The organism is Pseudomonas sp. Root401 (assembly GCF_001425105.1).
Classification (GTDB): Bacteria; Pseudomonadota; Gammaproteobacteria; order Pseudomonadales; family Pseudomonadaceae; genus Aquipseudomonas; species Aquipseudomonas brassicacearum.
The window spans coordinates 687,355-711,899 of the sequence record NZ_LMDO01000001.1 but is presented as its reverse complement, the minus strand read 5'-3'; the positions used below and the strand labels follow the sequence as shown (position 1 = coordinate 711,899).

Sequence of the window (24,545 nt, the reverse complement as noted above, 5' to 3'; positions counted from 1 at the left end):
CATCATTTGCTGGCAGACGCCATCAGCACGCCGAAACCCAGGAAGCTGATGCCCGACAGTTTGCCGACCATCCTGGCGCCCTGGCTCGACGAGAGCCAGCCCCTGGCGCCATTGGCCATCAGCGCATAACCGGAATGCACCAGGACGACAAGCACGCTATAGGACGACACCAGCAAGAAGAACTGGCTGTAGTAATCACCCGCCGGCTTGATGAACTGGGGGAACACGGCCAGGAAGAAAAACCCGGCCTTGGGGTTGAGCAACTGGATCGACAGCGCCTCGCCGAATCGCCGCCATGGGCGCGTGGACGTGCCCGTGAGTTCGGGCACGAAGCGTTGGGTGCGCCACATCTTGATGCCCAGGTACAACAAGTACAGCGCGCCGATGTATTTCAAAAGCGTGAAGGCCGTCGCCGAGGCGGCCAGGATCAACCCCAAGCTGCTGGCGCAGATACCCGCCACGATAAACGCGCCCGACGCGATCCCGAAGATGCCCGGCAGCGCACCGCGCCAGCCATGGCGCAAGGCATTGGAAATCGTCAGCACCACACCGGGGCCCGGGCTGAGCACCGTCAGGGTCGCCAGGATCAGAAAAAGTCCGTAACCGGCCATGCATCACTCCACATTGAAGGCGAATTGCTGTGGGCTTCAGGGTGGCGTGGCACCGGGACGCTGACAAACGCTTTAATTGCACTGCATATGTGACTAAATTAGACACATGATCGCCAACCTCCCCCCGTTGAACGCCGTCCGCGCCTTCGCCGCTGCCGCTCGCCACCAGAGTTTCAGCCGCGCCGCCGAAGAACTGCACGTCAGCCACAGTGCCGTCAGCCGCCACGTAAAGTTGCTCGAAGAGCGCTTGGGCGTGCTGCTGTTCGAACGTCGAACCCGCCAGTCCTTGCTCACACCGGCCGGCCGGGCTTTCTACGAACAGGTCAGCGAGGCCCTGACCCAGATCGCCAACGCCGCCACCGCACTGACACGCAGTGCTGCCCAGCGCAAAGTGACCATCAACGTGCGCCCCTCCTTCGCGGTGCGCTGGCTGATCCCGCGACTGCCCGACTTCATGGCGCTCCATCCAGGCATCAAGCCCGACGTCGTCACCAGCACCCGGCCTCCCGATCCATCACGGGAAACGTTCGACGTGGTCATCCGTCGCGGACACACCGGCTGGTCGCCCCATGTACAGCCCACGGTGCTGCTGGAAGACGACCTGCTGCTGGTCGCCGCCCCGTCGTTGCTGCAAAGCGCTCCATTGGAAAACGTCCACAACCTGGCCCGGCACACCTTATTGTCGGGCAGGACGCGCAGCAGCGATTGGCAAGACTGGGCGGAACACGCTGGGATCGAGCCATTGAACAACTCGCCGACCCTGCAATTCGATCACATGCACCTCGTGCTGCAGGCCGCCGTCGATGGACTGGGCGTGGCGTTGTGTCCGGCTTCGCTGCTGGGCAGGGATTTGTCCAACGGGCGCCTGACCTGTCCACTGCCGTCGTTGCGCCTGCCGCTAGTCCACTATTACTACGGGGTGTCCGGGGATGCGGTGGCTGAGACGCAGGTTTTTGTTGATTGGTTGTTTTCTCAGGTCCAGCAGAATTGGGATGGACGGGGTTTCAGTCATTCAGATCCAGTTAGCAGTGCTGCAAATAGCCAGACGCATCCAGGGTAAAGGTTAAAAAACGTAGCGCTCGACAAAAGACGGGATGACATTGGTCATAAGGTAAATCGTCGAACGGTGCCCAGAAGAACTCAAAGGCAAGACCGCCGCCGTCACACGTGTTGTATGTCCATTGCTCGGGGAGTGCGATCCTTGGGTCACATAGATGAAACGACCATACTTGGGCAAGATAATCAGCGTCCCAGCATCCGAGATCGGCCGAGACTGTCGCGCAGTCGATGCCAGCCTCCTCATTCAGCTCTCGCAGTGCGGCCTGCCGGGCAGACTCACCGGCCTCAATCGTGCCCTTCACAATTTGCACACCTGCCAACGGATGACGGAACAACAAGATTCGCGGCGGGTGAGAATGGGAAAGAATGATGGGACAAGCTTTGTTTGGACGCATCATGTTTTCCAGCGAGAAGGCCAGGTTGCTTAAGGCTTCTCAAGCAATGTCGGCTCAACGCAATCCGACAAAACTAGCCATTCAAAGCTGGTTTCGCGGTAGCTGTGCTGTTGTTTGTGAGGTGTGAAATCAGTATCAAGAGTGGCTACGGCAACCGATATCCACTCTGGAAACGCACCGTGAGGGTCAGACCAAAACAAGCTTGAACCGCAGCCCCCGCAGAACTGCCGTTTGACGCCAGTTTCGGATTCATACAACCTGAGCACGTTTCCATTTGCCGAGATTTGCAGTGATGCAGCCGGAACGCTGGCATAGGTTGCGAACGCAGCACCATGAGCTTTCTGGCAGCGCCTGCAATGGCAATGAGTCAACGCCTTGAGCTTTGCCGAAATTTCGTAACGTATCTCGCCGCATAGGCAGCTTCCGTGGTGACTTTCATTCATCCTTGACGCTCTGTTTAAACTTGGGCTGGGACTCTAGCGCAATGATCGCTGAGGGCCAACACATTGGGCAAGAATGTCCGAGAGCCTAGGTCGAAGCGATGCCGATGTCTAAGCCCCTGAGCCGCTTTGCCCTCAACTTCCAACAACCGCTTCCGAATCAGTAACTTTAATCCAGTGATTGAATCAACACGAGAACTGACGGTACGGCAACTGCTAGAACTTCCTTCAGCGATTCTGCAACTGGAGGCAGAATCTGTTACAGAGGGTTTTAGGTTTCTTACTCGCTTGATCGCCGATTGGAGAAACGGGTCCAATCGATTCGATCAACCTGGAGAGTGCTTTCTAGGAGTCTTCGACAACGGGCAACTGATTGCTGTTGGCGGACTTTCATGTGATCCCTATGTCGCCCCGAGTGTCGGGAGGTTGCGAAGGGTATATGTCACGCGAACCTCAAGGGGCCTGAAGGTGGGCAGGTTTTTGGTGGAGCATCTCTTGGAACATGCGGCATCACGGTTCCAAGCGGTGCGCCTGTCTACAGACACACCAGAGGGCGCAGCCTTTTACCTGCGCTGCGGATTTCGGCCGGTAGAAGATGATTTTGCGACCCATGTCATATCATTTTCAGATGTTAGGTAATCAGGACGAAAACACGCAGGCTCATTTGCCGCGTTGGAACAGCCGGAGTTGTTGGCGGAAGATATCAGGGCTTTTTTTCGCGGCTGTCGCTAGAAAAATCTGAAGATACTCGCCGCAAGCCTCCTGTAGGAGCACTGTTCCTGTGGGAGCAAGGCTTGCCCGCGATGAAGACGACGCGGTCTTCCGGGGAACCGAGGTGTCTGCATCGCGAGCAAGCTTTGCTCCCACAGAAAGCCATGCACTCCAGTGGTAGCGGCAAAAATCGGTCCGAAAATCTCGTAGGAATTTACCTCTGTGGCGAGGGGATTTATCCCCGCTGGGCTGCGAAGCGGCCCCAAACCAGGCACCTCTTTTCGCCAGGTACTCCGCAGGTACCGGTTTTGCGACTGCTGCGCAGCCGAGCGGGAGCAAGCTCCCTCGCCACAGGTGGAGCGTGCGTCCTACAGGTCGGTTGTGGGTGCCGGGATCGACTTCTATAGTTGGGTCGTCGCTGGCTTTGGCCGGTGGCTGGGTTTCGCAGCCCGCGTGAACAAATCTGAATACCGTCAAATGAAATTCAGGCAAACTTGCCCGCGTTCATTTTATGGCGGTTGTGCGCGGGAGACTTTCGGGTCTGCCGAGTTTTTGGATTGGTTCCTCGGTCTGCGAACCCTCGCGCAACTGCCACCCATTTGATTCGCAGCAAAAAGGTGGCGATTCTTTCTATCGAATGAGTGCAACCTTATGACAACGAATCAACCATCCAGCCGCTTCACCCCTCTCACCCAAACCGCCACCACCCACCCCGTCCTGCTGATCGACACCCAATCCCCACTCCCCGAACTCCACGCTTGCGCCAGCGAACGCCTGCACGCCACGCTCGATTACCTGACCTTGGTGGCGTGCAGCAGCCTGCGTGATTCGGCATCGAGCGACATCAACACCATCACCAACGTCGCCCGGATCCTGGTGCAGGATGTGGCGGATGTGTTTGGCGTGATCGAACAGCGCGGGCTCGAAGGCTAAACCGTTGAGACGGCGACGGCACAATTGATCGTTCCCACGCTCYGCGTGGGCATGCATCCTGTGACGCTCTGCGTCACCCTCCAGAAGCGGAACGCGGAGCGTCCCTGGCGGCATTCCCACGCGGANNNNCGCGTGGGCATGCATCCTGTGACGCTCTGCGTCACCCTCCAGAAGCGGAACGCGGAGCGTCCCTGGCGGCATTCCCACGCGGAGCGTGAGGAACGATCTCCACAGCCCCCGCRACCYGATCGTTCCCACGCTCYGCGTGGGCATGCATCCTGTGACGCTCTGCGTCACCCTCCAGAAGCGGAACGCGGAGCGTCCCTGGCGGCATTCCCACGCGGAGCGTGGGCATGCATCCTGTGACGCTCTGCGTCACCCTCCAGAAGCGGAACGCGGAGCGTCCCTGGCGGCATTCCCACGCGGAGCGTGAGGAACGATCTTCCACAGGCCCCGCAACCTGATCGTACCCACGCAGGAGCGTGGGAACGATCGACGGCTTTCGCAAGCAGGTGACATACCCGCTTGCCAAACCTGACGACCGGACGCTACTGTCAGGACCATGAACCTGCCGCAGATCGCCTCGACCACCACAACCACGACCGCCAAGGCGGGTCGTGAGGTGTCGTGAGCCAATAACACACGTATCTCAAAGGCCCGCCAGTGATGGTAAGGGCCTTTTCTTTTGCCCTTGCGTCGCTGGCCCACACGCAAGGAAAGCACCATGCACGCTCTGTTGATTGTCGATATGCAAGTTGGGTTGTTTCACGGCCCGGATAAACCCTGGGCCGGCGAAGCGTTGCTGGACACATTGAATGGCTTGCTGCTCAAGGCCCGAAGGGCTGGCGCACCGGTTTTCCTGGCTCGCCACGTAGGCCCTCCTGGCTCGCCCATCGAGCCTGCAAGCCCGCTGACGCAACTGGTGCAGGAACTGCAGTTGGAGGGTGATGAAGTCATCTTCGAAAAAAGTCGCCCCAACGCCTTCACCCAGACAGGCCTGGCAGAGCGGCTAAAGGCTTGCGCTGCTGAAGGCCTGGTCATCACCGGTATGAAAACCCAGTATTGTATCGACAGCACCTGCCGAGCCGCTCGGGACCTGGGGTTCGACGCGGTCCTGATCGCCGACGGTCATAGCTGTTCCGACACGCCTGAATTGAAGGCAGAAATGATCGTCGCCCATCACAACGCAACCCTGGCAGGCGCCTTCTGTCGTGTCGTTCGCGCTGAAGACTGGTGCTTCTAAACTCCATCAGAAGATCGGCTCGAGTCGGGCCGGTCTGTTCAACAAGCGGAGCTCACTGCATGGCCCCATTACAACCCTCGGAATGTACCGGCATGGAGGACATCCGACGCGAAATCGATGCCCTCGACCAAGCGGTCATCACGCTGCTGGGCAAGCGCTATCAATACGTGCTTGCGGCCTCTAAATTCAAGACCTCGGCAGCTTCGGTGCAGGCACCGGAGCGTTTCAAGGCCATGCTGGCGACACGACGCGTGTGGGCCGAGGCCGAAGGCTTGAACCCGGATGCCATCGAGAAGATGTACAGCGACCTGGTGCATCACTTCATTGCCGAAGAGATGAAGCGCTGGACGGCGAATCAGTCCCACAACTGAACCGCGGTCGATAATGGCTCCCATCCTCCGCAGGATCAGAAGCAGTCACCGACAACGGTTGTGCGCCTTTGTCCATTGATGCCCTCAGAAAACAACCAAGAGACCATTAAGAGATCGACCACGACAAAGGTAAATCAAAGCCTTGGTTGTGCTGCGCTTTGTTCCGTTTCGCCAGCGTCAATAATTGGAAATTTGACACTACAAAGCCATCACCTATCGTTCCTCCCGAGACCGCACCCAGGGACCGGGTGGCCCGGACACCCTTTGCAAGGGCGGTCGTCAATGCCATTACCCTCAAGGAGCAACAACATGTCTGGAGCGACCCAAACCATTGATGTGCTCGTCAACGTTGACGCCGATTACCTGCTCGCCCACCCCAACGACGTAGGCGGCGCGATTGCCATGCTGGTGACCCGCGGTGCCGTCGACAGCCATGCCAACACCAATGCCGGCGAAGGCGAAGGCGGCAACGAGTTGTGGTTCGACGTAAACCCTGGTGACAACATTCGCTGGCGCGCCACCACGCTGTCGCGCAACTTCGACCGCATCGCATTGATCAAGGACATCGAGATCGGCGACCCCCACCAGGGCGGTGATTACAAGGGCACCATTTCGAAACCTAACTCTTTCAACATCCCCGGTGTGGTGCCCTATCTGAACAAGGCTGCTCCCGGCGGTATTTCCAAAACCGATGTGATGTACACCATGTGGCAATCGACGGCGCTGAGCGCAGGAAAGCTCTGGTACAAAATCTACTTCGTTCTGCTGGATCGTGACCTGAACCAGATTGGCCCGACCAACACTTGGGACCCGTACGTCACCGTCAATTGACTGTTCGCTGAGTTGTAAACAACCCTGGCCGGCTTGCTATTCGCCATGACGATGCCGGCCAGGGTTGCCTATCGAAGCACTTGCGCTCCCCTCTTCAACTCATGGCAACATCTCAAAGGCCGCAGTCTGGGTCACCGGGATCATCTTCCCGGGCGTGGTCACCACCAATTGATACTTGCCAGCAAGCAAAGTGTTTGCGGGATAACTGAAGCACGACACGCTGGAGGTGGATTTACCCGGAACAATAGCCACGCTCTTGATCGGCGTAGGCTCAGCAGCCTCGTTCAATTGATAGAACGAATATTGGGGGTTGCTGACCGGCTTGGCGTGGGTAAGGCAAAACGAGTCGTTCTTGGCTGAAGGCGCGAATCGACCCTTGGCATCCAGGGGGGAAACGAACGTTATCCCACTCCGGCTCTCTTGCTCGGCCTGCTGGGCAGCATCCAGGGCCGTCCGCGCACGTTCATAGTCGGCACTCTTCAACAGCGCACTCGTCTCTTGCCTGTTGATGTATTGGACGGCTTTCTCTGCCTCGATCAACGCACGTCGCCGCCCCCAGAGCACGTCATCGCCACCCTTGCGGACCGCAAACGACACCCAGGTCTTGTCCAGGAACGTCTCGTTCTTGCCGCGCTGTTGCAGTCCGTGATTGGCGTACTCGATCTCTCCAGCCTGGATGTCCTCCAACGACGTACCGTCTGGCGTGTCAGTCCAACCGCGCCGCATGGCGGTAGGCACCAGCATCAGCGTATCCCCCAGCCAAGCCAGCGGGTTCTCTTTATTGCCACGATTCGTCAAATAGAAATAGCAGTTGGTGGGCGCACAGCGCTCCTGGTTGATCAGCACGTAATTCCCAGGCCTGAGCGCCAAGACCGAACCGTTATCTTCCACTGCCTCATCGTCGGGGCCAGCCACCAGATCCACGTCGATCTGCAGAACAATGTCGTCTTTGTTGAGGGCCAGCAGACTCTTGGCGACTTCTTTGGCAAATACTTGCTCAGCAGCTGTTATCGGGTTGGCCAGGGACAATGTCTTGCTGGCCGAGCCGATAAAGTCGAGAAATGCAGCGGAGTCTTCGTTCTCGCCCTGGTCGTATTCCAGGACAGTCAATTTCATCGACAGGTGATCGGACTCAAGCTTTTTGGGGCCGTACAACAATTTATTCAGCAGGTTCGGCTTGGCGTTGTCGGCGACCCCGAGATAAGGCCCGAGTACTTTGGTCACCGTTTCGCTTTTATTCTCGCCACCCACTTCGGTGAACTCGGCAACGATCACGACTTCGTTCACCCCACCGAGATCCTTGAGGTACTTAAAGTAAGCATCCGTCAAATAGACAGCGAACACATCGCCACCGTTGCCGTTGCTGTCAGGTTTACGAATAGCGCCAGCTTTATCGGCGCTGAAGATGTCACCATCGATGCGCAGGCGCTCGGCTTTCAAATCGCGGATGGCGTCCTGGAATTCTTTTCTTGCTTGCTGCGTTTGTGCATCGGCAGCAGCGAGGTCGGCGGAGGTCGCCCCTTTTTTCACAAGGGCAGCGTGGGCCTGCTGGGCTTGTTGCCACTTGAGCTTTAGTGCTGCCGCCTCTTCGAACTGCTTATCGACGACGGTCGAAGGACGAGCAGATTGAACCTTGAAAAGATGCGCCGTCCCTGTTGGAGCGGCGCAACCCGTGATGAAGAGCGACAATCCGCATACCAATGCGAATCGAGTGCTGAAGGCTGCGCGCAACGCCTTCGCTACCTGAACCGGTGCGTTTTCGGTGAACATCCCTTTCCCCTAGTCGTTGCTGGCACAATGCCTTGTCTCGGAGATTAGGGCAGCCACCTGATAAGCGCAACGCAGATAACTTGACGCCAGTAAACCGCGCTAGGTCGTCCCCTCCGGCTCCGTCAGCGCCTCCAGCACCAGGGGGTGCAGGACAGCCCCCGGATGCATCTGCTGCCAATCCTGCAATTGCCGGCGCATGCCCGGCGTCCAGAAGCTCTTGATGTGCTGGCGCACGCCATTCACCGCCAATGTGTGATCCGGCTCGGTGGCGAAGTACTGGGCGATCTGGTTGGCCATCTTGATCAAGCTGTCAGAGCTCATCGACGCACCTCGGCTTTCTCGGCATGGCGACGTTCCCTGAGCAAGCGGCTTTGTTCATCACTGAACGCCTGGTAGCGCTTCTGCCATTCCGAAGGCTGGCTGACCCGCACGATCTCGACCGCCGTCACCTTGTATTCCGGGCAGTTGGTGGCCCAATCGGAGTTGTCGGTGGTGATCACGTTGGCGCCCGATTCAGGGAAGTGGAACGTGGTGTAGACCACGCCCGGTGCCACCCGCTCGGTCACCTTCGCGCGCAGTACCGTCTGCCCGGCACGACTGCCGATACCCACCCAGTCTTCGTCGACGATCCCGCGGTTCTCGGCGTCGGTTGGGTGAATCTCCAACCGGTCCTCCTCGTGCCAGGCCACGTTGTCGGTACGCCGGGTCTGGGCGCCGACGTTGTACTGGCTGAGGATGCGTCCGGTGGTCAGCAGCAGCGGGTAGCGGCCGTTGACCTTCTCATCGGTGGGCACGTAGCCGGTGAGCATGAAGCGCCCTTTGCCGCGTACGAACTGGTCGATGTGCATGGTCGGCGTGCCGTCCGGTGCGGCATCGTTGCAAGGCCATTGCAGGCTGCCGTGACGATCCAGTTCGGCGTAGCTGACGCGGGTAAACGTCGGCGTCAGGCGGGCGATTTCATCCATGATTTCCGAAGGATGGTTGTAGTGCATCTTGTAGCCCAGGGCGTCGGCCAGGGCGATGGTGGCTTCCCAGTCGGCCTTGCCGGCCAGCGGGTCCATCACCTTGCGAACGCGGGAGATGCGGCGTTCGGCGTTGGTGAAGGTGCCGTCCTTCTCAAGGAACGAGCTGCCCGGCAGGAACACGTGGGCGAACTTGGCCGTCTCGTTGAGGAAGATGTCCTGGACGATCACGCATTCCAAAGCGGACAACGCGGCCGTCACATGCTGGGTGTTGGGGTCGCTCTGGGCGATGTCCTCGCCTTGGCAATAAAGCGCCTTGAAGGTGCCGTCCAGGGCCGCCTCGAACATGTTCGGGATACGCAGGCCCGGGTCGGGTTGCAGGGTGACGTTCCACGCCTGTTCGAACTCGGCGCGTACGGTTTCGTTGGAAATGTGCCGATAGCCCGGCAGCTCGTGGGGGAACGAGCCCATGTCGCAGGAGCCCTGGACGTTGTTCTGTCCACGCAGCGGGTTAACCCCGACACCTTCGCGACCGATGTTGCCGGTGGCCATGGCCAGGTTGGCGATGCCCATGACCGAGGTGCTGCCCTGGCTGTGCTCGGTGACGCCGAGGCCGTAGTAGATGGCCGCGTTGCCGCCGGTGGCGTAGAGCCGTGCGGCGGCGCGGATCTGCTCGGCAGGCACGCCACACACCGGGCCCAGGACCTCGGGGGAGTTTTCCGGCAGGCTGACGAAATCGCGCCAGCGAGCGAAGTCCGCCGCCTCGCAGCGTGCCTCGACAAAAGGCTGGTCAATCAAGCCCTCGGTGGCAATCACATGACCCAACGCGTTGAGCATTGCCACGTTGGTGCCCGGACGCAGTTGCAGGTGCAGCTCGGCACGGGCGTGAGGTGAATCCACCAGGTCGATGCGCCGTGGATCGATGACGATCAGCCGTGCGCCCTGGCGCAGGCGGCGCTTGAGCTGGGAGCCGAACACCGGGTGCGCGTCAGTGGGGTTGGCGCCCATCACCAGGATGACGTCGGCTTTCATCACCGAGTCGAAGTTCTGGGTACCAGCGGATTCGCCCAAAGTCTGCTTGAGGCCGTAACCGGTAGGCGAATGGCAGACGCGGGCACAGGTGTCGACGTTGTTGTTGCCGAACGCGGTGCGCACCAGTTTCTGCACCAGGTAGGTTTCTTCGTTGGTGCAGCGGCTGGAGGTGATGCCGCCGATGGAGTCGCGCCCGTACTTGAGCTGGATCCGGCGCAATTCGCTGGCGGCGTAAGTGACCGCCTCGTCCCAACTGACTTCCTGCCACGGGTCGTCGATGTGCTTGCGGATCATCGGCTTGGTGATGCGGTCCGGGTGCGTGGCGTAGCCCCAGGCGAAGCGGCCCTTGACGCAGGAGTGGCCGTGGTTGGCCTGGCCGTTCTTGTCCGGGACCATGCGCACCAGTTGTTCGCCTTTCATCTCGGCGCGGAACGAGCAACCCACACCGCAGTAGGCGCAAGTGGTGATGACGCTGCGCTCCGGCTGGCCGATCTCCACGACGCTCTTGTCGATCAGGGTCGCCGTCGGACATGCCTGCACGCAGGCGCCGCAGGACACGCATTCGGAATCGAGGAAGTTGTCACCGCCGGCCGCCGCCACTCGAGAGTCAAAACCGCGTCCGGTGATCGTCAGGGCGAAGGTGCCCTGGATTTCCTCGCAGGCACGCACGCAGCGGTTGCAGACGATGCACTTGCTCGGGTCGTACTCGAAATAGGGGTTGGAAACGTCCTTGGCTTCATCCAGGTGATTGGCGCCTTCGTAGCCGTAGCGCACTTCGCGCAGGCCCACCTGCCCCGCCACGGTCTGCAATTCGCAGTTGCCATTGGCCGAGCATGTCAGGCAGTCCAGCGGGTGGTCGGAAATGTACAGCTCCATCACGTTGCGTCGCAGCGTGGCGAGCTTGGAGGTTTGCGTGCGAACCACCATGCCTTCGGTTACCGGGGTGGTGCAGGACGCGGGATAGCCGCGCATGCCATCGATCTCCACCAGGCACATGCGGCAGGAGCCGAACGCCTCCAGGCTGTCGGTGGCGCAGAGTTTGGGAATGGTGGTGCCGAGCAAGGCCGCGGCACGCATGACCGAGGTGCCGGAGGCGACGCTGATTTCTCGGCCGTCGATGGTCAGGCTGACCTGCACGTCGCTTTCGCGCGCCGGGGTGCCCAGGTCGATATCGCTGCGGGGATCGAAGATGTTGATCATTGGTCGGCCTCCGTGGTCGCCAGACCGAAGTCGGCGGGGAAATACTTGAGGGCACTGGCGACAGGGTAGGACGTCATCCCACCGAGGGCACAGAGCGAACCGTATTGCAGGGTGTCGCACAGGTCCTGCAACAGCAGGGCCTGTTCCTGGCGAGCACCGGCTTCGGTGCTGGCGATCAAGCGATCCACCACTTCCACCCCACGGGTGGAGCCGATCCGGCACGGCGTGCACTTGCCGCAGGATTCCTCGGCGCAGAACTGCAAGGCGAACCGGGCCATCTGGGCCATGTCCAGGCTGTCGTCGGCGACCACCACGCCACCGTGGCCAAGCATCGCGCCCATGGCGGCGAACGCTTCGTAGTCCAGCGGTGTATCGAATTGCGCAGGCGGCACCCAGGCACCCAACGGCCCGCCCACTTGCGCGGCCTTCAGGGGCCGACCGCTGGCGGTACCGCCGCCATAGCCTTCCACCAGTTCACGCAGGCTCAGGCCGAAGGCGCGCTCCACCAGACCGCCCTGACGGACGTTGCCGGCCAGTTGGAACGGCATCGTGCCCAGGGAGCGGCCCATGCCGAAGTCGCGATAGAACTGCGCGCCCTTCTCCAGGATGATCGGCACCGAGGCCAGGGTCACCACGTTGTGCACCAGCGTCGGCAGCCCGAACAGGCCTTGAATCGCCGGCAGTGGCGGTTTGGCGCGAACCGTGCCGCGCTTGCCCTCGAGGGATTCCAGCAGTGCGGTTTCTTCGCCACAGATATAGGCGCCGGCCCCGACACGCACCTCAATGTCGAAGGCGCAGCCGCTACCGCTCACGTTCGCCCCCAGATAGCCGGCGCCGCGAGCAATGCGCAGCGCTTCGTTCAGCGTACTGATGGCGGCCGGGTATTCCGAACGCACGTAGATGTAGCCCATCGTCGCGCCTACGGCGACGCCAGCGATGATCATGCCTTCGATCAGCAGGAAAGGGTCGCCTTCCATCAACATGCGGTCGGCGAAGGTGCCGGAGTCGCCTTCATCGGCGTTACACACCACATACTTCTGTGCACCCACGGCATCACGCACCGTGCGCCACTTGATGCCCGCCGGGAACGCCGCCCCGCCCCGCCCGCGCAGGCCGGAATCCAGCACGCTGGCGACCACGTCGGCGCCATCCATCTGGATGGACCGGGTCAGGCCCAGGAAGCCGCCCCGGGCACAGTAGTCGTCCAGGGACAGCGGCTGCGTGATGCCGGCGCGCGCGAACAGCAGGCGCTGCTGGCTCTTGAGATAGGGAATCTCCTCCACCGGCCCCAGGGCCAGCGGATGGCTGCCGGGATCGCCTGCCAGCGCATCCAGCAAGCCCGGCACATCGGCCGGTGTGACAGGGCCAAAGCCCAGCCGGACGCCGGCGCTTTCAAGCTCCACCAGCGGTTCCAGCCAATAGAGGCCACGGGAACTGGTGCGCAACACCGTCAATGGCAGCTGTCGGCGCTCAGCCTCACGGGCCAACGCATCGGCCACCTTGTCCGCGCCCACGGCACGGGCTACCGAATCGCGGGGGATACAGAGCGTCAGCATGCGCCCTCCTCCATGCAGTCATTGACCAACTGACGCAGACGCTCGGGCGTGATCCGCGCATGCAACTCCCCATCCAGCTCCAGGGCCGGCGAGCAGACGCAGGCACCCAGGCAATAGACTGGCCGCAGGCTGATGCTCCCATCGGCGCTGGTGCCGTGATCGTCCAGCGCCAATTGCTCGCGCAACTGCGCAGCCAGGGTCTCGGCGCCCATGCTCTTGCAGGACTCGGCCCGGCACAGGCGCAAGGTATGGCGCGCCGGCGGCGTGGTGCGGAAATCGTGGTAGAAGCTGATGACCCCGCGCACTTCAGCCTGGCTGAGGTTGAGGGCGTGGGCGATCTCCGGGACGGCGCTGTCGGGGACATACCCGCAGCCTGCCTGGATGGCATGGAGAATAGGCAGCAGGGCACCGGGGGTGTCCTTTTCGCGCGCAAGCACGCTATGGATCAACGGCAGGTGAAGCGTCTCATCGGGCATAAACGTACCTCGGCATCTCGAACGCCACCGCCGCATAGCGGCAGCCGTCCGGAGTCTTGGCTTGGGCGTGCGGCCCACGTCACGGTCGCGTGGCACATCCGATCGCCATTCTCGCTCTCCGGCCAGGTGTCTTTGGCGCACCTGGTCCGGGGCATCCTCACAGCTTGCCACTCCCGGGGGTTGGCGATTGCACATGGACGACGAAACGTGTTCTGAAAGCGACTAGACGTGAAAAGTTGTCCTACGCCGCGGGAAGTCAAATACACAAGTGATTGTAGGCGACGCGCAGCGATCGGTGGCTATTGGCCGTTTTCCTGACTGCCAGCGTGGCGAGTGCTTTGCTGGATCACAACACAAGGTTACAAACACAATATATATGTATCGTTTTCACAGCGTAGTACCGAGAGATCATTAAGGGAGTTTAAAACCTAAAAACCGCAAGGACGCCCAATGTCACCCAAAATACTCGCCTCATACTCTCTGTCACTCTCACTGCTTGCCACCAGTTTTAACACAACAGCAGAGGAATATTATTGGCATATTCAACCGGAAGCTTGGAATTGGCACGGACCACAGAAAAATCATCTATCCCCAGAACTAGCCTGTCGTTTTTTGCACGAAAACACTGACTACGAAATGTATGAATACGGCTCTGCCACTCCCACTTCAAAGGAAAACCAATGGACCTGTAACCTTTTCTATGGCAACGTCCCCGATGACAATCTAGCCATATCGATATACAGGTATCGCAACTCATGCGAAGGCGGGAAATCTTTTAATAAATTTACCGAACAATGCGAAGCCCAAGGGGTGGACAATAGCTGCCCTTCAAGCCTCACGGGAAATCCGATAAATTTCGCAACAGGCTATAAAATACAACTCGAAAATGACTACTCTGTTTCGAACTCACATTCAGCTTTAAATCCACTCGAATTTTCAAAGTCCTACAGAAGCGCCGATGGAGCATGGCGACATGGTTATTCATCCTGGCTAAGCTTCGAAGAGAACCTGATCACGCTTGTTCATCATAATGGAAATCTCTCCTATTTCGAAAAGGAAGGTGCGTCGTATAAGGGTAAGCCACCAGAAACAGGCAAGCTCACCCGCCTGTCCAACCGCTGGAGCTATCATGCCTCCAACAACCAGGTGCTTGAGTTTGACAGCGACGGAAGGCTCATAGCGCTTATCAAATCAGGGATCGCATTAAACATCACATACTTAAATACCGTTGCAACTGTCACTGATGGCTTTGGCAACACCTTAACGTTTACCGAGGACGTAAAGAAGCAACCTCTTACCGTCACAGCGGACAACGTAAACATTAGCTACATCTATAATAATTACAAACAACTTACTTCAATGACCAAAAACTATCCAAACCACACTGAAAACAAACAATACCTCTATCAAGACCCCAACGACAGCAGACTGCTGACCGGCATTATCGATGAACGCGGGGTGCGTTACGCCACATGGACCTATGATGAACAAGGACGCGCCATTTCAGGTGAGCACGCTGCTGGAGCTGAAAAAGTCCTGGTCAGCTACAACAGCGATGGATCGTCCACGGTCACTAACGCGTTGGGCAAGCAGACGCACTATCAATTTGAATTGATTCAAAACATCAAACGCATCAAATCCATTACAGGGTTTCCATCGACCAACTGTCCCGATAGCAACTCAAGTTTCACTTACGACACCCGCGGTCTGCTGACAACAAAAACAGACAACAACGGCAATATAACCACCTACCTCTACAACGACCGTGGCCTGGAAACCTCTCGCACGGAAGCGAGCGGCACTTCTCAAGCGAGAACGACCACCACCGAATGGCACCCGACGCTGTATTCCCTAGTGCGCATCAACGAACCGGATCGCTCCATTCACTACACCTACGACACTCAAGGGCGCCAACTCAGTAAAACAATCATTTCACGTTAATTCAGAAGGATCTGAATATGAACACATTGACATGCAAGGTTGCTCTGCTCGCCCTCGCTATGGGCGGAACCATTACCACACTTCCTCTTTGCCAAGCTGCCGAACGTGGCTGGTCGTTCACCTACAATACCCAGGGGCAGCTGGAGTCGTCAGATGGGCCCCGAACAGATGTAAGTGACATTACCCGCTATGAATACGATACCAAAGGACACCTAGCACGCATTATCAACGCGCTCGGTCACACCACCACATTTTCCAACTTTGACACCGCCGGCAGCCCTAAGACAGTTGTCGATGCCAATGGTGTTATTACAAACCTGACCTATGCACCACAAGGCTGGCTGAGGTCGTTGAGTACCGCTACCGGCACTGTTCGCCTTGAGCACAATGCCGTGGGCGACATCACCAAGATCATTCGTGCAGACAATAGCTGGTCGACTTACACATGGGACGACGCAAGGCGGCTCATCCGATTGACCAATAACGCAGAGGAACAGATCGAATTTGATCTCGACCCGATGGGGAACCGGGCTGCAGTACGGATCAAGGACAAGACCGGTAAGCTGACCAAACAACATCAATGGGTGTATGACGAACTGGGTCGCTTGCTGCGCTCAGTGGGTGCGGCCGGCCAGACAAGCCGGACACTGTACGACCTCAACGATAATCCGATCGCGCTCACCACCCCCCGCAATCACAGCCATCAACGGGCCTTTGACTCACTGAACCGTTTGGTGACGAATACTGACCCGCTTAATGGCATCACTCAACTTGAGTACGACGTTCAAGATAACCTCACGCAAGTCCGCGACCCACGTGGTGTAACCACTCAATATCAATACGACGGCCTGGGAAACCTGACGCGAGTGAACAGCCCTGACAGCGGAGCCACTCACTACCAGCACGATGCCGCAGGCAACGTAACGCAACAGGTGGACGCGCGTGGTGTGGTCACGACTTTTACCTACGACGCGCTCAATCGCCTGACCGCCCGCCGCTATCCGACGAACCCGGCACTGGACGTTCAGTTCCACTACGATTCGATTGCCGCCGGTAACAAAGGCATCGGCCGACTGACAGCCGTGGAGGACGTCAACGGGGTGCTGAATTACACCTACGACGCCCAAGGCAACGTTACAGCCCAGCGGCAGACAGCGCCCGCAAACACAGCGACTCAGCCAGAACGAATAGGTTACGGATACGATGCAGCCAATCGATTGAGCAGGATCGATTATCCAACAGGTTTCAGCGTCGTCTACTCGCGCAACATCGCCGGAGAGATCAGCCAAGTGCAGGTCCGGCGCGGCACGGGGCAGCCGACCGCGTTCGCCAGCAACATCACGTATCAACCTTTCGGTTCGCTTAAAAACCTGACCTGGGCCAACGGGACTACGCTTCAACGTACCTACGATCTGGACTACCGACTTACCGCTCAAACCGTTGCAGGCCAGAGCAACGCCTATACCTACGACGGCCAGGGAAACATGACTCAAATGCAACGCGACTCAGTCGACAACCATGGCTACAGCTATGACCCGCTGGATCGCCTGATTGGAGAATCTACTGCTTTCAAACGGATGACTTACGTTTATGACCCCGCGGGTAACCGCACCCGAAAAGCACTCAGCACGTTGATTGACGGCGAGTTGCGTGTCACCGCTGGCACGTCTTATCAGTATGGGGCGAGCAACAATCGGTTGACGCAGGCAGGCACCCACTCGGTAGACTTCGACGCGGCAGGCAACCTGACCGCAGACCGCGCCAATCGTCAGTTTTACTACGACGAGCAGAATCGCCTGAGCAAAGTGAAAATCAAGGGTGCTGTCAAGGCTCGGTTCCGCTACAACGCTTTCGGCCAACGAACCAAAAAAATCACCTCTCAAGGCACTACAACATTTATCTACGGGTTGAGTGGCGAACTTCTTGGCGAGCACGTATTCGATAACCAAGACAAGAAGCTGAGAAGTCAGTTTTATATCTGGCTCGACGGGGTGCCCTTGGGCGGGATCAGTGTGAGCTACGGTACAACGGGCGCGCCAGCAAACAGCGCCGCGTTCTACCTCCATAGCGACCACCTCAACACACCGCGAATCGCAACGAACGCGGCGCGAACCAAGGTATGGGAGTGGGTTTCCGATGCATTTGGTACAAAGCAAGCCAGCGGACAACTGGAAATCAACCTGCGATTTCCCGGTCAGTACTACGATGTCGAAACTGGACTCCACTACAACTATTTTCGTGATTACGACCCGAAAACTGGACGCTATATGCAGAGCGATCCGATTGGGCTCAATGGTGGCCTTAATACCTATGGGTACGTAGAGGGGAACCCAATTTCCAAGTTCGATTTCTGGGGGCTGCAATCAGCATTCCCAAGAGTCGGCGGTATGAGTGCGGATCAACTTTCTAACTACGGGAAAGCGCAATCTACTATGAGTTCACCCACAGTTCAGGCTGCACAAGCAAGGGGAGCCTCAACATGGCAGAATCTTTATGCACCAGATTATGTCTCTGCCGAGGCAAGTGTTTATATGATGACATGCAGCGTGACTTACACCAGATATGGTGACGGATTTTGTGGCTGCGGTATTACACGCGGATACCCGAGCAGTGGGTTTGGCATAAATGCATCAGCTGGTTTTCTTCTATCCCCGCTCATGCCATCAAAACCTCAGCTGAATGACTATTTGACTGGCCATGGAGCATCGGCTAGCTATTACTACGGTTTTGGCGGTGCTTTTGCTGGAAACGCTGCCGGCGCAGCAGTAAATGTCGGAGTTGGGATTGGTGGTGGTGCGGCAACTCCTGGGGCAGTTAACAGCCAGATAAACAAATAATGAAGCACAAAGCAAACCACCTCATCCTGTCGGCCAAGGCCATTCTTGCCTTGATTATCCTATCCACTATTTTTTACTGGACTACAAGTCAAAGAGAGCAAAAAAATAGCTACGTGGGGATTTCAGTCCTTATTCGTGAAGTTGAGAAAGTACGCCCTCCTAGTGGTGCTGTACTCATAAACGAATGGAGCAATCACAAGATGAGCACAGCAATAGTTTCAAAACGATATAAGACCGCGCTGACTCAAAGCCAAATTTTCGATTATTACAAATCAGGTCTCGAGTCAACTGGATGGAGTCGTATAGATGGTAGTGGTCTCATCAGTGAGTACTGCAAGGGGGTATTGCGTGCAGGGGTTGAGTTCAACCCCGACATAGGCTTCTACACATTCTCTATAACTTGGCGGCAGCGGATTGCAGCCAAATGCGGCACTTAATTTAATGTAAAAACCAGCAACCTGCGACAAGAATGTAGCTTTGCGATGCTCATTGCATCGAAACAGCTTTGCGCTCCCCCTTCAAGCCAAACGGACTAAACGACAGACATTAAACAAATGAAAACCATTACTTCTCATACCAATTACTCGAACAGATTGAAATAGTTAAATGTTTGGATGGCGGCGGCCGTTGGAACCATGAAAAAAGCGGGTGCGAGCACAAATAAAAAATGGAATTAACATTTTAAACATGACGACTTATTTGTACGCTACTAAACGTTACGGTTTGCGCCAAGCCGTAACATTCCTTCAATAGCTAGTGTGAACTGCCCCTCCGCCAGAGCAAAGTGTGGCCGTGACTGGAAAGATAATATTCCGAGCGGAGAAATCGTATGGACACATACGCAGCCAAGGGCAACAATCCTCCTGAAACCGCCCCCAAAACTGCATGACATTTCTTAACAATGGAATCTTAAGGACAGAGACTAGCTCTGAAGGTGCATACTATTAATACCATTCTTAAACTGTCGAAAACATCAGCAGCACTGATTGCTCTGGTGACTGTGGTTTTTGCTACCATTGGACTCAGATACCAAGAACCCGTGAACATTGAACGGGCTTGCGAGGACTCTCCACCCCTGCTAATAAACAACTTCAATAGCTGCAGCTTTGTTGATCAGACTTTGAACCTCCTTGAAATAGAAGGCTACAAGCCTGTAATTCTAGAAAATTCAGAAAAAAACAGTGGTCTTTTGCGAAAAAATTCTCTTTAAAAATATTTGAAGTACACAACTACAAAATAGATAGCAGCACCGTCCCTGCGCAATTCAGCTTTATAAATGGACGATTATTTGCCATCTCCTACTTTCCGAAAGCATCAGACACGGTATTCGAAAGGCATCCAGCAAGTAAATCCGAGACACTGACTGTAAAACACCTGACCAACCACCAAGGATTTAAATACATATCATGGTCAAACAATCACCTTGAAATTTATATCACTTGGTGGATATCGAGATTCTCATAAGGGCTAGCATGTGAATTGCTGAGCGTTACGGCTTGCCCCAAGCCGTAACGTTTTTTAGAGGTATTTTGAGCGCCCGATTTCGATTCCGAACATGCTGACCAGAATACCCACACCGAAATGAACCCCGTGAAGAAAATCCGACATGGACGACGAAACGTGTTCTGAAGCGACTTTTTGAAAGCCTTACCCGTGAATCAACGTTTGCCTGAACTAGTAGACATGCGTTGGATCCGCTTATTTGAACCGTCGCTCGCCCTTAATCGGCTTGGCGCAACGCATTGGCGACCAATGTAAACGCAGGCGAGGGTTGCCGCCGGCTGGGATAGTACAAATAGTAGCCTGAAAACGGCGGACACCAATCTTCCAGCACGCGCACCAGCCGGCCTTCTTGCAGGTACGGTTCAAACTCTTCTTCTGGCAGGTACGCAACGCCCAGCCCGGCCACTGCCGCCTGCACGATATGAGTGGACGTGTTGAAAATCAGCTGGCCGTCAACTCGCACGTTCACCTGTTTGCCTCGCCGCTCAAAGTCCCAGACATAGAGCCCGCCTGATGTCTGCATGCGCTGGTTGATACAGCGATGGCTCATCAGGTCGCGCGGGGCCTTGGGAATGGCGTGGGCAGCGAAGTACGCTTGCGAAGCGACGACAGCCATCCGCAATGGAGGGCCTATCGGAACGGCAACCATGTCTTTGTCGATGGTATCGCCCAGGCGCACACCAGCATCAAACCGATCCGCCACGATGTCTCGAAAGCCGTAACACACGTCAAATTCAACGTTTACATCCGGGTAGTCGTGCAGCAACCCGGCAAGTTTGGGGAGCAAGGTCGTGCGCAAGACATGATCGCCGCAGGTGATGCGTACCGTACCTGCGGGCTTGTCGCGCATTTCCGTCAGCATATCCAGCTCCGCTTCTATTTCATCGAAGCGATTGCCTATTGCTTGCAGCAGCCGTTCGCCCGCGACGGTCGGCGAAACGCTGCGAGTGGTCCGCGTCAATAAGCGGATCTGCAAGCGTGCTTCCAGGCCATTGATTGCCTGGCTCAGTGCAGATTGTGTGACACCCAATGCCCCGGCAGCGCGCGTGAAGCTGCCTTCGCGCGCGACCGTGACGAAAGACAGCAGGTCATTGAGATTTCTTTTGATCATGGAGAAACGCATCTAAGCCAATTGATTAGCCATTCTTATAGCCTTGTTAAGCATTCATTAGCTAGTCGCGTGACTGTCCGTCGCTCACCATGTTCCCCATGAACAGGAATGAAAGCAGAACTGCGATGAGGGCGACCTGGCTTGGTTTGCTGGCTTCGATGCTCGTGCTCGGCAGCTATTCGACAATGAATGAAGCCGCATCGGCATCTTCGCTAACGGAGAACACTGGCATGTGGATGACCGTCGGGGAACAACGCGTCGCCATCACCCTGGCCGACAACGCAGCTGCCCGCGCGCTCGTCGCGTTATTGCCACTGACGTTGGACATGAGTGATCTCAACCGCAATGAAAAGTACGCAACCCTTCCCCAAGCGCTACCTGCCAAAGCAAACCAGCCGGGAACGATCCGCAATGGCGACCTGATGCTGTACGGCTCGGACACCTTGGTCGTCTTTTACACGAACTTCAACTCTACCTACGCCTACACCCGTCTGGGGCAAGTGGATGACACCGCGAAACTGGCTCAAGCGCTGGGTCGGCGGAGTGTGCAAGTGACGTTTTCCAAAAACTGATTACTCCGCATCGACAGGATTCCCAATGAAAAAGATCATCGTTTTATTAACCCTTCTTATCAGTTCGCTCTCAGCAATAGGAGCCGATATGTCCAACGGCGCAGATAACTTCTATACCAGCGACGACGTGACCGTACAGAAGGTCAATTTCAAGAACCAGTATCAAATGAACGTAGCCGGCAATCTGTTCATCCCGAAAAAACTCAATGGCAAGACAAGGAATCCGGCAATTGTCGTAGGCCACCCGATGGGCGCAGTGAAGGAACAGAGCGCCAATCTCTATGCCACGAAAATGGCGGAAAGAGGCTTCGTGACCCTTTCCCTGGACTTGTCATTCTGGGGCGAAAGCGAGGGGCAGCCGCGCAATGCAGTCTCGCCGGATATCTATGCCGAAGACTTCAGCGCAGCGGTGGACTTTCTCAGCGCCCAGCCTTTTGTCGATAAAGAGCGGATTGGCGCAATCGGCATCTGCGGCAGTGGCAGCTTTGTTATCAGTGCAGCCAAGATTGACCCACGCATGAAAGCCATTGCAACGGTGAGCATGTATGACATGGGTGCCGTCAATCGCAACGGATTGAAGCACTCCCAAACGCTTGAACAGCGCCGGGCGATCATCGCGCAGGCCACACAGCAGCGTAATGTGGAGTTCGCGGGCGGTGAAACGCTTTACACCAGCGGTACGGTGCATCAGTTGGATGAAAACACCCATCCTATCCAACGTGAGTTCTATGACTTCTACCGCACCCCCCGCGGTGAGTTCACGCCATCGAGCTCGTCCAAAGACCTGACCACGCACCCGACGCTGACAAGCAACATCAAGTTCATGAATTTCTACCCGCTCAATGACATCGAGACCATTTCGCCTCATCCGATGTTATTCATTGCTGGCGCCGATGCGCACTCCAGGGAGTTCAGCGAGGAGGCTTACAAGCTCGCCGGTCAACCCAAGGAACTTGTCATCATTCCTGGGGCAGGCCATGTCGATCTTTATGATCGGGTCAACCTCATTCCGTTCGATAAGCTGACGAGCTTCTTCCAGAGCAATCTGAAGTGACAAAGGGACTGGTTTCTTCACGGAGTTCCGGGGGAACACGGAAACAGGAACGCCGATTTGCCAGATATGTTCGTGCGAGCAAATATACCTGACAAAACCGGCGCAATTGGGCTGAGTCAGACAGGCGTTTCTAGCGCAGCACTCATCGCGTCAGCCGAGTAGTCAAGAGCGGTTTCGCCCCGGCAGCATCCGGGCCAGGGTATTGTCACGCACCCAGTAATGATGAAACAGACCCGCCGCCGCATGCAGGCCGATGAGCCAGTAGCCACTGCTGCCGAGCAATTCGTGCCAATACTTGAGCTGTTTGGCCAAATCGGGATCCACCGCCACGGGGGCCGGCAAGAAGAACCCGAAATACGGCATGGGCTTACCTCCGGCGGCCAGCATTAGCCAGGCCAGCACCGGTGTCGCGATCATCAAGCCATACAGGGCCGCATGCATCAGGTGGGAAATACCCGTCTGCCAGGCCGGCAGCGCGGGAGTGACTGGCGGGCGCGGTGTCAAGCGCCCGAACAGGCGGACCCAAACCAGTGCAAAAATGCTCAACCCGAAGAGCCCGTGCAACCCCAGGAACAGGCTTCGCCCGGTGCTGCCACGGGGCAACAGCCCCTTGATTTCAATGCAGGCATACACACCAACGAACAGCGCCAGCATCAGCCAGTGCAGGGTGATCGACAGTTTTCCATAACGGTTTACGGCAACATCGCGGGTCATAACACGCCTCGTGAAAGTCTGACGGCTGCCGACTCATTCGCCAGCCTCGATCCGGTCGCTGGGAACCGATGCTGCCAACTTGCAGGCAAAGTCTTAAGGCAGTCTGAAGACCGACATTTCAAGACGCTTTTTTTTTTACCTTTAGACGTTGTACCAAGTGCAAACCCGCGATCACCTCCAGAGCTCATGGGAAGCATTCGCCAGTCTCGAGACAACTCTGCGCGCACTCACACGCCACGAACAACCAAAGCAGGAAGATAGCGACGGCCTGTTGCCGCCGCTAAGTGTCCAAACTTCGGTCTGCTCCAAAATCTCCAAAGCATCATCCACCTCAATACCTAGGTGTGATCTCTCTGTAGGTTGTTCACTCGGGGCTTTTCCGGGAAATTGGGGGTGCGAACCAAACCAAGCACCCGGAGGCCCCGAGTGAACGCTCATAAAAATGCCCGATTAACCGTTTCCGGTCGAGCCCTTCTTGTTCAACGAATCTTTAAGGAAGGCCAGAGACCTGTTGAGGTAGTTCAGTCTCAAGGAGTCAGTGTTCGCACTGCCTACAAGTGACTTAATCGCTATCGAGCTGAAGGCGAGGAAGGACTGCAGACTTGCAGGAAATTCTGGGTGGTGGATTCGACACCCGGGCTACCAGCTGCAAATGCACTGTTAACGGCAAGGGCGAGCAGTCCGGCTGTGAGTGTGCGCGACAGTTTCATGATTCAAGCTCCTGGGCTATGGGCTGGGTCAGTTGGTAGCGGTGATGTTGGGGTGGATATCGCTTCTGCAGAGGCCCAGAGGGGCCTCTGCGATCTCTTGAGTGAGACATGAAAGTTAGGGTCAAGGCTCGCGTGAGGGCTCCTACCCTGATGCCAAAACTGGCCATCAGTTAATGTGTCGGCGCCGTATCAGTTCGTACAACCATTCCCCATTACGTGGTATTCCATGATGTGCCGGTCGCCCTTGGAGTCGTCGTAAGTTAAATGCATCGGCACTACAGCACAGACATTGGGTATCTCACTGATCGCCACTACGTGCGCGATATCCAGATTCTGAGAATACTGATAGGGCTCGACTGTAACCTGTGCAGTCTGAGTATCTTGCTCATCGGCCATAGCGACAGAACCGATGCAGCCGAGGAGGAAAACGAATAACAGTTTCATAGCAATCACCTGTATTGAGGGCGTGAGAAGTCCGAGACACTCAAGCCGTGCCCAGACGTAATGAAAGTT

22 protein-coding genes and 2 pseudogenes are annotated in these 24,545 nt (G+C 56.9%); 12 read left to right on the top strand and 12 right to left on the bottom strand.

Annotated elements, in window-relative coordinates; all coding sequences use genetic code 11:
- Nucleotides 1–2: 2 nt before the first annotated feature.
- The gene (locus ASC85_RS02930) at nt 3–611 is read right to left on the bottom strand and encodes a LysE family translocator (RefSeq protein WP_057448172.1); all 609 of its coding nucleotides are present in this window, start codon (nt 609–611) and stop codon (nt 3–5) included.
- A 106-nt stretch (nt 612–717) separates the two neighbouring features.
- On the opposite strand from ASC85_RS02930, the gene gcvA reads away from it, so the two are divergent.
- Nucleotides 718–1,671, top strand: coding sequence for a transcriptional regulator GcvA (gene gcvA, locus ASC85_RS02925; RefSeq protein ID WP_057448171.1), 954 nt, complete (start codon nt 718–720; stop codon nt 1,669–1,671).
- Here gcvA and ASC85_RS30760 read toward each other — a convergent pair.
- Together ASC85_RS30760 and ASC85_RS30755 are read right to left on the bottom strand one after the other, a co-directional pair.
- Nucleotides 1,634–2,065 (bottom strand): NUDIX hydrolase, encoded by a 432-nt coding sequence (locus ASC85_RS30760; RefSeq protein WP_082534299.1) that lies wholly within the window; start codon nt 2,063–2,065, stop codon nt 1,634–1,636. The genes gcvA and ASC85_RS30760 overlap by 38 nt on opposite strands.
- Nucleotides 2,066–2,094: 29 nt before the next feature.
- Nucleotides 2,095–2,508: a GFA family protein gene (locus ASC85_RS30755; protein ID WP_080587829.1), complete on the bottom strand. Its 414-nt coding sequence runs from the start codon at nt 2,506–2,508 to the stop codon at nt 2,095–2,097.
- Nucleotides 2,509–2,682: 174 nt separating this feature from the next.
- Here ASC85_RS30755 and ASC85_RS30750 point away from each other — a divergent pair, with 174 nt between their 5' ends.
- The 5 genes from ASC85_RS30750 (at nt 2,683) to ASC85_RS02905 (ending at nt 6,594) form a co-directional block, all read left to right on the top strand.
- Nucleotides 2,683–3,144 (top strand): GNAT family N-acetyltransferase, encoded by a 462-nt coding sequence (locus ASC85_RS30750; RefSeq protein WP_082534306.1) that lies wholly within the window; start codon nt 2,683–2,685, stop codon nt 3,142–3,144.
- A gap of 723 nt (nt 3,145–3,867) precedes the next feature.
- The gene (locus tag ASC85_RS02920; protein WP_057448170.1) at nt 3,868–4,149 is read left to right on the top strand and encodes a hypothetical protein; all 282 of its coding nucleotides are present in this window, start codon (nt 3,868–3,870) and stop codon (nt 4,147–4,149) included.
- A 724-nt stretch (nt 4,150–4,873) separates the two neighbouring features.
- Nucleotides 4,874–5,392 carry an isochorismatase family protein gene (locus ASC85_RS02915; protein WP_057448169.1) on the top strand — a complete coding sequence of 173 codons (519 nt, stop codon included), beginning with the start codon at nt 4,874–4,876 and terminating at the stop codon, nt 5,390–5,392.
- Nucleotides 5,393–5,451: 59 nt separating this feature from the next.
- Nucleotides 5,452–5,763, top strand: coding sequence for an isochorismate lyase (locus ASC85_RS02910; RefSeq protein ID WP_041475969.1), 312 nt, complete (start codon nt 5,452–5,454; stop codon nt 5,761–5,763).
- A gap of 309 nt (nt 5,764–6,072) precedes the next feature.
- Nucleotides 6,073–6,594 carry an AidA/PixA family protein gene (locus tag ASC85_RS02905; RefSeq protein WP_057448168.1) on the top strand — a complete coding sequence of 174 codons (522 nt, stop codon included), beginning with the start codon at nt 6,073–6,075 and terminating at the stop codon, nt 6,592–6,594.
- Between the two features lie 99 nt (nt 6,595–6,693).
- Here the strand turns inward: ASC85_RS02905 and ASC85_RS02900 are convergent, their stop codons facing one another.
- The 5 genes from ASC85_RS02900 to ASC85_RS02880 all read right to left on the bottom strand — a co-directional run bounded on the left by ASC85_RS02900 (nt 6,694) and on the right by ASC85_RS02880 (nt 13,590).
- On the bottom strand, nt 6,694–8,364 hold the full coding sequence (locus ASC85_RS02900; protein ID WP_057448167.1) for a hypothetical protein: 1,671 nt from the start codon (nt 8,362–8,364) through the stop codon (nt 6,694–6,696).
- Between the two features lie 99 nt (nt 8,365–8,463).
- On the bottom strand, nt 8,464–8,685 hold the full coding sequence (locus ASC85_RS02895; protein WP_003201292.1) for a formate dehydrogenase subunit delta: 222 nt from the start codon (nt 8,683–8,685) through the stop codon (nt 8,464–8,466).
- On the bottom strand, nt 8,682–11,558 hold the full coding sequence (gene fdhF / locus ASC85_RS02890) for a formate dehydrogenase subunit alpha (protein WP_057448166.1): 2,877 nt from the start codon (nt 11,556–11,558) through the stop codon (nt 8,682–8,684). The genes ASC85_RS02895 and fdhF overlap by 4 nt, the downstream gene beginning before the upstream one ends.
- On the bottom strand, nt 11,555–13,114 hold the full coding sequence (locus tag ASC85_RS02885) for a formate dehydrogenase beta subunit (RefSeq protein WP_057448165.1): 1,560 nt from the start codon (nt 13,112–13,114) through the stop codon (nt 11,555–11,557). Before ASC85_RS02885 ends, fdhF begins: the two co-directional genes overlap by 4 nt.
- Nucleotides 13,108–13,590: a formate dehydrogenase subunit gamma gene (locus ASC85_RS02880; RefSeq protein ID WP_003201284.1), complete on the bottom strand. Its 483-nt coding sequence runs from the start codon at nt 13,588–13,590 to the stop codon at nt 13,108–13,110. Before ASC85_RS02880 ends, ASC85_RS02885 begins: the two co-directional genes overlap by 7 nt.
- A gap of 450 nt (nt 13,591–14,040) precedes the next feature.
- On the opposite strand from ASC85_RS02880, the gene ASC85_RS02875 reads away from it, so the two are divergent.
- The 3 genes from ASC85_RS02875 to ASC85_RS32040 are packed head-to-tail and all read left to right on the top strand — an operon-like array spanning nt 14,041 to nt 18,805.
- Nucleotides 14,041–15,531, top strand: a complete 1,491-nt coding sequence (locus tag ASC85_RS02875; RefSeq protein ID WP_057448164.1) for a DUF6531 domain-containing protein — start codon at nt 14,041–14,043, stop codon at nt 15,529–15,531.
- A 17-nt stretch (nt 15,532–15,548) separates the two neighbouring features.
- Nucleotides 15,549–18,368: an RHS repeat-associated core domain-containing protein gene (locus tag ASC85_RS02870; protein ID WP_236712310.1), complete on the top strand. Its 2,820-nt coding sequence runs from the start codon at nt 15,549–15,551 to the stop codon at nt 18,366–18,368.
- A complete protein-coding gene (locus ASC85_RS32040; RefSeq protein WP_152667492.1) occupies nt 18,368–18,805 on the top strand; it encodes a hypothetical protein in 438 nt (145 codons plus the stop codon). The genes ASC85_RS02870 and ASC85_RS32040 overlap by 1 nt, the downstream gene beginning before the upstream one ends.
- A gap of 1,283 nt (nt 18,806–20,088) precedes the next feature.
- Here the strand turns inward: ASC85_RS32040 and ASC85_RS02865 are convergent.
- Entirely contained in the window at nt 20,089–20,982 is an 894-nt protein-coding gene (locus tag ASC85_RS02865; RefSeq protein WP_057448241.1) for a LysR family transcriptional regulator, read from the bottom strand.
- A 125-nt stretch (nt 20,983–21,107) separates the two neighbouring features.
- Here ASC85_RS02865 and ASC85_RS02860 point away from each other — a divergent pair, with 125 nt between their 5' ends.
- Both ASC85_RS02860 and ASC85_RS02855 read left to right on the top strand, forming a co-directional pair.
- The gene (locus ASC85_RS02860) at nt 21,108–21,554 is read left to right on the top strand and encodes a cyclophilin-like fold protein (RefSeq protein ID WP_057448163.1); all 447 of its coding nucleotides are present in this window, start codon (nt 21,108–21,110) and stop codon (nt 21,552–21,554) included.
- 25 nt (nt 21,555–21,579) lie between these two features.
- The gene (locus tag ASC85_RS02855; protein ID WP_057448162.1) at nt 21,580–22,608 is read left to right on the top strand and encodes an alpha/beta hydrolase; all 1,029 of its coding nucleotides are present in this window, start codon (nt 21,580–21,582) and stop codon (nt 22,606–22,608) included.
- 162 nt (nt 22,609–22,770) lie between these two features.
- On the opposite strand, the gene ASC85_RS02850 is transcribed toward ASC85_RS02855, so the two are convergent.
- Nucleotides 22,771–23,322: a cytochrome b gene (locus ASC85_RS02850; protein WP_057448161.1), complete on the bottom strand. Its 552-nt coding sequence runs from the start codon at nt 23,320–23,322 to the stop codon at nt 22,771–22,773.
- 426 nt (nt 23,323–23,748) lie between these two features.
- On the opposite strand from ASC85_RS02850, the pseudogene ASC85_RS30745 reads away from it, so the two are divergent.
- Nucleotides 23,749–23,880 (top strand): annotated as a pseudogene (locus ASC85_RS30745) (leucine zipper domain-containing protein); the annotation flags it as partial.
- 47 nt (nt 23,881–23,927) lie between these two features.
- Here ASC85_RS30745 and ASC85_RS32885 read toward each other — a convergent pair.
- Both ASC85_RS32885 and ASC85_RS02845 read right to left on the bottom strand, forming a co-directional pair.
- Nucleotides 23,928–24,032, bottom strand: a pseudogene (locus tag ASC85_RS32885) (alpha/beta hydrolase); the annotation flags it as partial.
- Between the two features lie 189 nt (nt 24,033–24,221).
- Nucleotides 24,222–24,476: a DUF2790 domain-containing protein gene (locus ASC85_RS02845; RefSeq protein ID WP_057448160.1), complete on the bottom strand. Its 255-nt coding sequence runs from the start codon at nt 24,474–24,476 to the stop codon at nt 24,222–24,224.
- Between the last annotated feature and the right edge of the window lie 69 nt (nt 24,477–24,545).